The sequence below is a fragment of the Gelidibacter sp. genome (assembly GCF_035515035.1).
Classification (GTDB): Bacteria; Bacteroidota; Bacteroidia; order Flavobacteriales; family Flavobacteriaceae; genus Gelidibacter.
Map to the genome: position 1 here is coordinate 41,413 of NZ_DATJCA010000086.1, position 6,850 is coordinate 48,262.

At 37.7% G+C, this 6,850-nt stretch carries 9 protein-coding genes; 4 read left to right on the forward strand and 5 right to left on the reverse strand.

The genetic code is table 11. The features are described from left to right. Positions 1-100 precede the first annotated feature (100 nt). From trpD to VLZ86_RS06660, 5 genes are all read right to left on the reverse strand, one after another. Positions 101-1,096, reverse strand: a complete 996-nt coding sequence (gene trpD / locus VLZ86_RS06640; protein WP_325449851.1) for an anthranilate phosphoribosyltransferase — start codon at positions 1,094-1,096, stop codon at positions 101-103. A 149-nt stretch (positions 1,097-1,245) separates the two neighbouring features. Beyond that, the gene (locus VLZ86_RS06645; RefSeq protein ID WP_325449852.1) at positions 1,246-1,830 is read right to left on the reverse strand and encodes an aminodeoxychorismate/anthranilate synthase component II; all 585 of its coding nucleotides are present in this window, start codon (positions 1,828-1,830) and stop codon (positions 1,246-1,248) included. Between the two features lie 177 nt (positions 1,831-2,007). Next, positions 2,008-3,411, reverse strand: a complete 1,404-nt coding sequence (locus VLZ86_RS06650; protein WP_325449853.1) for an anthranilate synthase component I family protein — start codon at positions 3,409-3,411, stop codon at positions 2,008-2,010. 275 nt (positions 3,412-3,686) lie between these two features. Beyond that, positions 3,687-4,244, reverse strand: coding sequence for a YceI family protein (locus VLZ86_RS06655; RefSeq protein WP_325449854.1), 558 nt, complete (start codon positions 4,242-4,244; stop codon positions 3,687-3,689). Between the two features lie 36 nt (positions 4,245-4,280). Beyond that, positions 4,281-4,736 carry a MarR family transcriptional regulator gene (locus VLZ86_RS06660; protein WP_325449855.1) on the reverse strand — a complete coding sequence of 152 codons (456 nt, stop codon included), beginning with the start codon at positions 4,734-4,736 and terminating at the stop codon, positions 4,281-4,283. 114 nt (positions 4,737-4,850) lie between these two features. On the opposite strand from VLZ86_RS06660, the gene VLZ86_RS06665 reads away from it, so the two are divergent. The 4 genes from VLZ86_RS06665 to VLZ86_RS06680 form a co-directional block, all read left to right on the forward strand. Beyond that, positions 4,851-5,378 (forward strand): TlpA disulfide reductase family protein, encoded by a 528-nt coding sequence (locus VLZ86_RS06665; protein WP_325449856.1) that lies wholly within the window; start codon positions 4,851-4,853, stop codon positions 5,376-5,378. Between the two features lie 66 nt (positions 5,379-5,444). Further along, complete coding sequence (locus VLZ86_RS06670; RefSeq protein ID WP_325449857.1) at positions 5,445-6,050, forward strand: thioredoxin family protein; 606 nt, start codon at positions 5,445-5,447, stop codon at positions 6,048-6,050. 104 nt (positions 6,051-6,154) lie between these two features. Next, a complete protein-coding gene (locus VLZ86_RS06675) occupies positions 6,155-6,466 on the forward strand; it encodes a rhodanese-like domain-containing protein (RefSeq protein WP_325449858.1) in 312 nt (103 codons plus the stop codon). Between the two features lie 41 nt (positions 6,467-6,507). Then, on the forward strand, positions 6,508-6,850 hold a 343-nt coding region (locus tag VLZ86_RS06680), incomplete at its 3' end, for a rhodanese-like domain-containing protein (protein WP_325449859.1).

Sequence of the window (6,850 nt, forward strand, 5' to 3'; positions counted from 1 at the left end):
GTCTATTATCTGATGTCTGATGTCTGATGTCTGATGTCTGTTATGTGTTGTGTGTTATGTGTTTTCTGTTGACTACCAACTGCATACTGCCCACTGCCAACTAAACTCTACTTATTTCAACTAATCTCTCAAATTTCTCCTTTGCTTTTCCGCTCAATAAAGCCTCTTTTGCCATCCCAAAACTATCTTCAATCGATTTATTGGTCACCGTTGCAATCGCCATGGCGGCATTGGCGCATACGACGTTATTTTTCGCTTCAGTACCTTGGCCATCCAATACTTGTGTGAAAATCTGGGCGGCTTCAGCTACGGAATCACCACCATATATCTCACTTTGTTTTAAAGTATTGACTCCGAAAAATTCGGGTGAGATCATTGTTTCTGTGGTGTTTCGAATCACTTTGGTTGGACCGGTCAAGGAGATTTCATCATAGCCATCCAAGGCATGAAGAATGGTATAATTAATATCTGTATTTTGGTAGAGGTAGCTATACATTCTTAGTAATTCTAGGTTAAAAACACCCACCAATTGGTTTTTTGGAAATGCCGGATTTACCATGGGTCCCAACATATTGAAAAAGGTTTTTACCGCCAAATCCTTTCGGATGGGCGCTACATTTTTCATGGCAGGGTGGAAGAGCGGGGCGTGTAAAACGCAAATGTTCGCTTCGTCTAAAGATCGTTTCAAGAAATCGCGGTCTGAGGTGAATTTAATGCCTAGATATTCCATAACGTTGGAAGACCCGCATGCCGAAGAAACGCCGTAATTGCCGTGTTTGGTGACATTGACGCCAGCTCCAGCAGTGACAAATGATGCCAGAGTTGAAATATTAAAGGTGTCTTTTCCGTCGCCTCCCGTACCACATAAATCGATGCCGTTATAATCGGCTAAATCTACGTGCAGACACAATTCTAAAAGCGCGTCCCTGAACCCTTGCAATTCTTCGATGGTAATGCTTCGCATCATATAAACCGTTAGAAAAGAAGCAATCTGACTTTGATTGTAGTTTCCTTTTGATATGTTGACCAAGACGTGTTTGGCTTCTTCGCTAGAGATGCTTTCTTGGTTGATGAGTCTGTTGAGTATATGTTTCATAATACTTCCTGCGAAGGCAGGAATCTTTTGTTGTTAAACTTAATTTTTTCTAGATCAACTAATTATTGATACGATGTAACTCTTTTGTTTTCATCCTCTTTTCTCGAAGCGTTTGCTTAACTAAAACTTAAGGATTAACGTTGTTGATCCTATAAGATTTCTGCCTGCACAGGAATTTTTATCCAATTTTCCAATATCTTTTTCCCATCTGGTGTCAACACCGACTCGGGATGGTATTGTACCCCTTTTAAATCGTATGTTCTGTGGCGCAAGGACATTACCTGACCATTTTCGTCAAAGGAAGTGGCTTCCAATACTTCAGGTAAATTAGGATCGACCACCCAGGAGTGGTAACGCCCCACTTCAATGGTTTTGTCCAAGCCGTTAAAAAGCAGTTCGTCGGTAACGCAACTGGTGACTTTGGTGGCTACGCCGTGATAGACATTATCCAGATTGATTAATGTGCCGCCATATACTTCAGCAATGGCTTGTTGGCCGAGGCAGACGCCCAAAATACTTTTTGTGGGTGCGTAGGTTTTAATGATGGCTTTTAGCAGCCCAGCTTCGTCAGGTAGTCCTGGTCCTGGAGAAAGTACGATCTTTTCAAAGGCATCTACTTCTTCAAGCGTGAGCTGATCATTGCGTCGGACAGTGACCTCACATCCCAAATCTTCAAGATAATGGACGAGATTGTATGTAAAACTGTCGTAATTGTCTATAACTAATATTTTCATATGCATTCCTCGCGAAGGCGGGGATCTCAGTTTTAAAATGTTATTTTTTTTGGCTGAGACCTTTCAGGTTTTTAAAAACCTGAAAGGTCTCAGGTGTGATTCTATTTACTTTTTATTTTCTGTTTTAAACCTATAAGGTTTATAAAACCTTGATTGTTCTTTTATAATTCTTTCCGTTTATATCTCCTTGGCCATTTCAATCGCCTTGGTCAATGCCCCCAACTTATTGTAAACTTCCTGCAATTCATCTTCAGGTTTTGACTTAGAAACCAATCCTGCGCCGGCTTGCCAATGCAATTGATGATTTTTGCTCAAAAACGTCCGAATCATGATGGCATGATTGAAATTGCCTTTAAAATCCATAAATCCGATGGCGCCGCCGTAAAAATCGCGACTCGTTTTTTCATACTTTTCAATGAGTTGCATGGCTTTGTGTTTAGGCGCCCCACTTAAGGTTCCTGCAGGAAACGTATCGGCGACCATTTGCATGGTGGTGGTGTCCTTATGTTTTTTTCCTGTCACCTTGCTCACTAAATGGATGACGTGCGAAAAGAATTGTACTTCTCTATATTTTTCGACGGTGACCTGACTTCCATGTCGGCTCAAATCGTTTCTTGCCAGATCGACAAGCATCACATGTTCTGCATTTTCCTTATCATCAACGGCCAAGAGTTTGGCAAGTTCAGCATCCTTTTCGTCGTTACCCGTACGTTTGAAGGTGCCTGCAATCGGATGGATTTCAGCTTTGTCTTTATTTATGACCAATTGTGCTTCTGGAGAACTTCCAAAAATCTTGAAATCGCCATAGTCAAAATAGAAGAGGTAAGGAGAGGGGTTAATGCTGCGCAAAGCGCGATATACGTTGAATTCGTCTCCTTTAAATTGCTGCGAAAACTTTTTTGACAGCACCAGTTGAAACACATCACCTCGGGCACAATGTTTTTTTGCGAGGACGACATTCTCTTTATATTCATCATCTGTTAAATTGGAGACTGTTTCGCCTTCCGTTGAAAAATTGAAAGCAGCAAAGTTTTTAGACTGGATGAGTTGTAGAATTTCTGGGATATTATTTTCTGTATCAAAACAATTGGCAAATACATACGCCTCATTTTTGAAATGGTTGATGGCAATGATGTTTTGGTACACCGCATAGTAAATATCAGGAATATCTTGATGGCCTTCTTTTTTTGAAATGGCTACGTCTTCAAAATAACGGACCGCATCATAGGCGATATATCCAAAAACACCATTGTTTATAAACTTGAATTTATCTTCGGAATGCGTTTTAAAACGTTTGGTGAATTTATGGATCACATTGGCCACATTCGTATCCCGGGTAATGGGATGGATTGACTGACTTTTATCGGGGAAGCTTTCTGTGATGACTTCATTTTTCACTTTAATGGAAGCGATAGGATTGCAACAGATATAGGAAAAACTATTGTCATTGGCGCGGTAATCACTACTCTCCAAAAGAATACTGTTGGGGAATTTATCCCTTATTTTCAAATAAATGCTCACCGGCGTAATAGTGTCTGCGAGAATCTTTTTGTGATGGGTGCGTAGGCTGTAAGACTTCATGTTTTTGAATTATTATGTATAAAAAAAAGGCCTGTCGTGAATGACAAGCCTTTTTTATATTAGATTTAAATATACTATAGCATTACCTCACGAAGTTTGTTTCGAAAAGTTCCACCACCAAGTATGATTTAAAGTTGTGTACATATTTTTGTTTTGCCAAATATAGAAATCAAAATTAAGTTATCAAATATTTTGGGAAGAAATTAAAAAAGAATCCTGCTACCGAAATTCCGGAAGCAGGATTCATTATGATGTAGCTTTTAATAAAATAAAGTTTAAAACTTCAACTCTACATGGAGATCAAAATTATCATAGATGGCTTTATCCTTTAGACCATCAAAGAAACTCGCCGATCTAAATTTTATATCATATTTGGTACGGTCAACTTTAAGGTCGGCAGTTGCAGTATTTCCAGAAACAACCATGTCAAAAGTGTTAGGATTGGTGATGCCTTTGATGGTCAAATTGCCGGTTACTTTATATTTGCCGTCTTTTCCTGATACGTTTGTAATGACAAAAGTAGCAGTGGCATGTTTGTCTGTACTGAAAAAATCGTCGGATTTTAAATGTGCCTCAAGTTTGCCTTTCATTTCTCCTTCTAAATCAGTTACGGTCAAGGTTGGCATATCCATGATGAAAGAGCCCCCTGACAACTGATTTTTGTCGTCAAATTGTAGAGCACCTTGCTGAAGAATAATGTATCCATCATGTTCTCCGGTTACTTTATGTCCTTTCCAGGTGATTTTACTGTTGACCACATCAACTTTCTTCTCGATTGTAGTGATAAATGAACTGGCTACAAAAGCCATTGCTAAAATTAGTGTACTATTCATAAAAATGTGATTTTAAAAGTGTAATTAATTTAAGGGTTAATTTCTGAGTTTTGTTAATAAATTATTTAATGTGTTTAATTCTTCTTCGGATAAAGGCGAGGCAATATCTTTTTCAGATGCTTCAACTATTGGGTCTATTTCCTTTAAAAATTCCAGACCTTGCGGCGTAATGAAGATTTCAACTTTCCGCCGATTTTCTTCACATATAAAGCGTTCTACATATCCTTTTATGATGAGCTTATCTACCAATCTCGTGGTGTTGCTCATTTTACTGACCATTCTGCCTTGAATGTCTTGAAGGTTGGTAGGCTTGCCTTTTTGTCCTCGTAAAATTCTTAGGACATTAAACTGTTCAATGGAAATATCAAAAGGCTTAAGGATGTTGGAAATAATGTCCCTTATGATATTACTCGTATAAGAAATATTCAAAACCGTCTTCTTCGCCAAGGGTATTTGGGAGGTGGTTAATAAGATGTCTTCTAACTCTTTCATATACAACAATTGTATATACAAATGTATAAGTGTTTTTTTATTTCCAATTGAAATTTTGCTATAATGTTTTGTTAAAGTTTTATTGGTCTTCAATTGGAGCTTTATTTTTATACCATGAGAATAATATGTTTTTTATTGCTGATCTTAACAGCATCCTGTAAGGACGAAAATCGTCAAAGTGAAAAGGTGGAAGACCTTGATTACAAAGAAGATTTTTCTAAGGTTCCTTTGGAAATCTATGATTTTGAAGGGCTGAAACCCTTTCTAAAAACGAACACAGATAAGACCTATGTTATCAATTTTTGGGCTACATGGTGTGCACCTTGCATTAAGGAGTTGCCTTATTTTGAGGATCTGAACGCTACTTATAAAAATAAAAATGTTGAAGTTATTTTGGTGAGTTTAGATTTTCCAAAAAAGTATGATTCCCATGTGAAACCATTTATCAAGAAGCATAATTTAAAATCTAAAGTGGTAGCTTTGGATGATAACGACTCTAACACTTGGATTCCCGCAATTGATCCTGATTGGTCTGGAGCTATTCCTGCAACGCTGATTTTCAATAGAGAGAAACGTCAGTTTTATGAAAGGACGTTTACTTATGAGGAATTAGAAAAAGAAGTAAAGCAATTTCTCAATTAGAAATTGCAACTTGTTAATGGAACAGTTTTTGACTTGTATAGCGCAGAATAACAATCTTAAGAAAATATGAAACATATAAAAGGAATTTTCGCGGTCATTGCCATCATCATGCTATCTGCTTTTACAAATCAGAGCAGTGGCTATAAAGTAGGTGATATTGCCGCAGATTTCAATCTGAAAAATATTGATGGTAGCATGGTAGCCTTGGCTGATTATAAAGATGCCAAAGGATTTATTGTCATTTTCACTTGTAATACCTGTCCGTATTCTGTGGCCTACGAAGACAGGATTGTCGCACTCGATAAAAAATACAAAGCCAAAGGGTATCCTGTAATTGCCATCATGCCAAATAACCCCAAGACTCAACCTCGAGACAATATGGAAGCCATGATACATAGAGCTAAGACAAAAGGGTTTACGTTTCCTTACCTAATGGATGAAGGCCAAAAGATTTCTCCACAGTATGGAGCCACCAAAACGCCTGAAGTGTATGTGTTGCAGAAAACAAGTAAAGGGAATCAAGTGAAATATATTGGTGCTATTGATGATAATTACCAAGATGCCAGTGCGGTACAAACCAAATATGTAGAAAATGCTGTAGACGCATTGTTGTCTGGAGGGCCCATTAAGGAAACTCAAACGCGAGCCATTGGGTGTTCTATTAAACTCTAATAAAAAGGTAACTGTTAAAAATTGAATCCGAAGTGTAACACTTCGGATTTTTTTCGTCTATATCACAAAGAAATGTTAATTTTGTTCTTTTAAAAATAACTATCATGGCAGATTTAACGCAACAAGAATGGGCATCTCAATTGGAGAATGACAAGGACGCAATCATTTTGGACGTAAGAACCCAAGATGAAGTTGACGAAGGGTACATTCCGGAGGCCATTCATTTGGACATTCATAAAGGTCAAGAGTTTATTGATGAAATCAAAAAACTAGATCCTGAGAAAAGCTATTATGTGTATTGCAGATCTGGGGGGAGAAGTGGGCAAGCGTGTTCAATAATGAATTCTTTGGGATTTAAGAAGGCCTATAACTTAATTGGAGGTTTTAGTGAATGGAAAGGACCGTCCACACAATAAAACTTGATTTATTTCTTTATAAGAAAACTAAACCACATATTATGAAGCGTTTTTTGTTGATTTTTATTATTGCTTCTACCTTCCTAGTCGGTTGTAATGATAAAACCGAAGGTGAGATTAATTTAGTTACGGCTGAAGAAATGCTCTCTTTAATGGAGTTGGAAGATGTGCAATTGGTTGATGTAAGATCGGCCAAGGAAAGAGAGGACGGTTTTATTAAAAATTCACAAAACATTGATTTCTATTCGCCAACATTTGATGAAGACATCTTAAAGTTGGATAAAACCAAACCCGTTATCATATATTGTCGTTCCGGAAAGCGTAGTGCCGAATGTGCTGAGAAACTGATAAACGCTGGATTTGTTAAGGTTTACGACCTTAAAG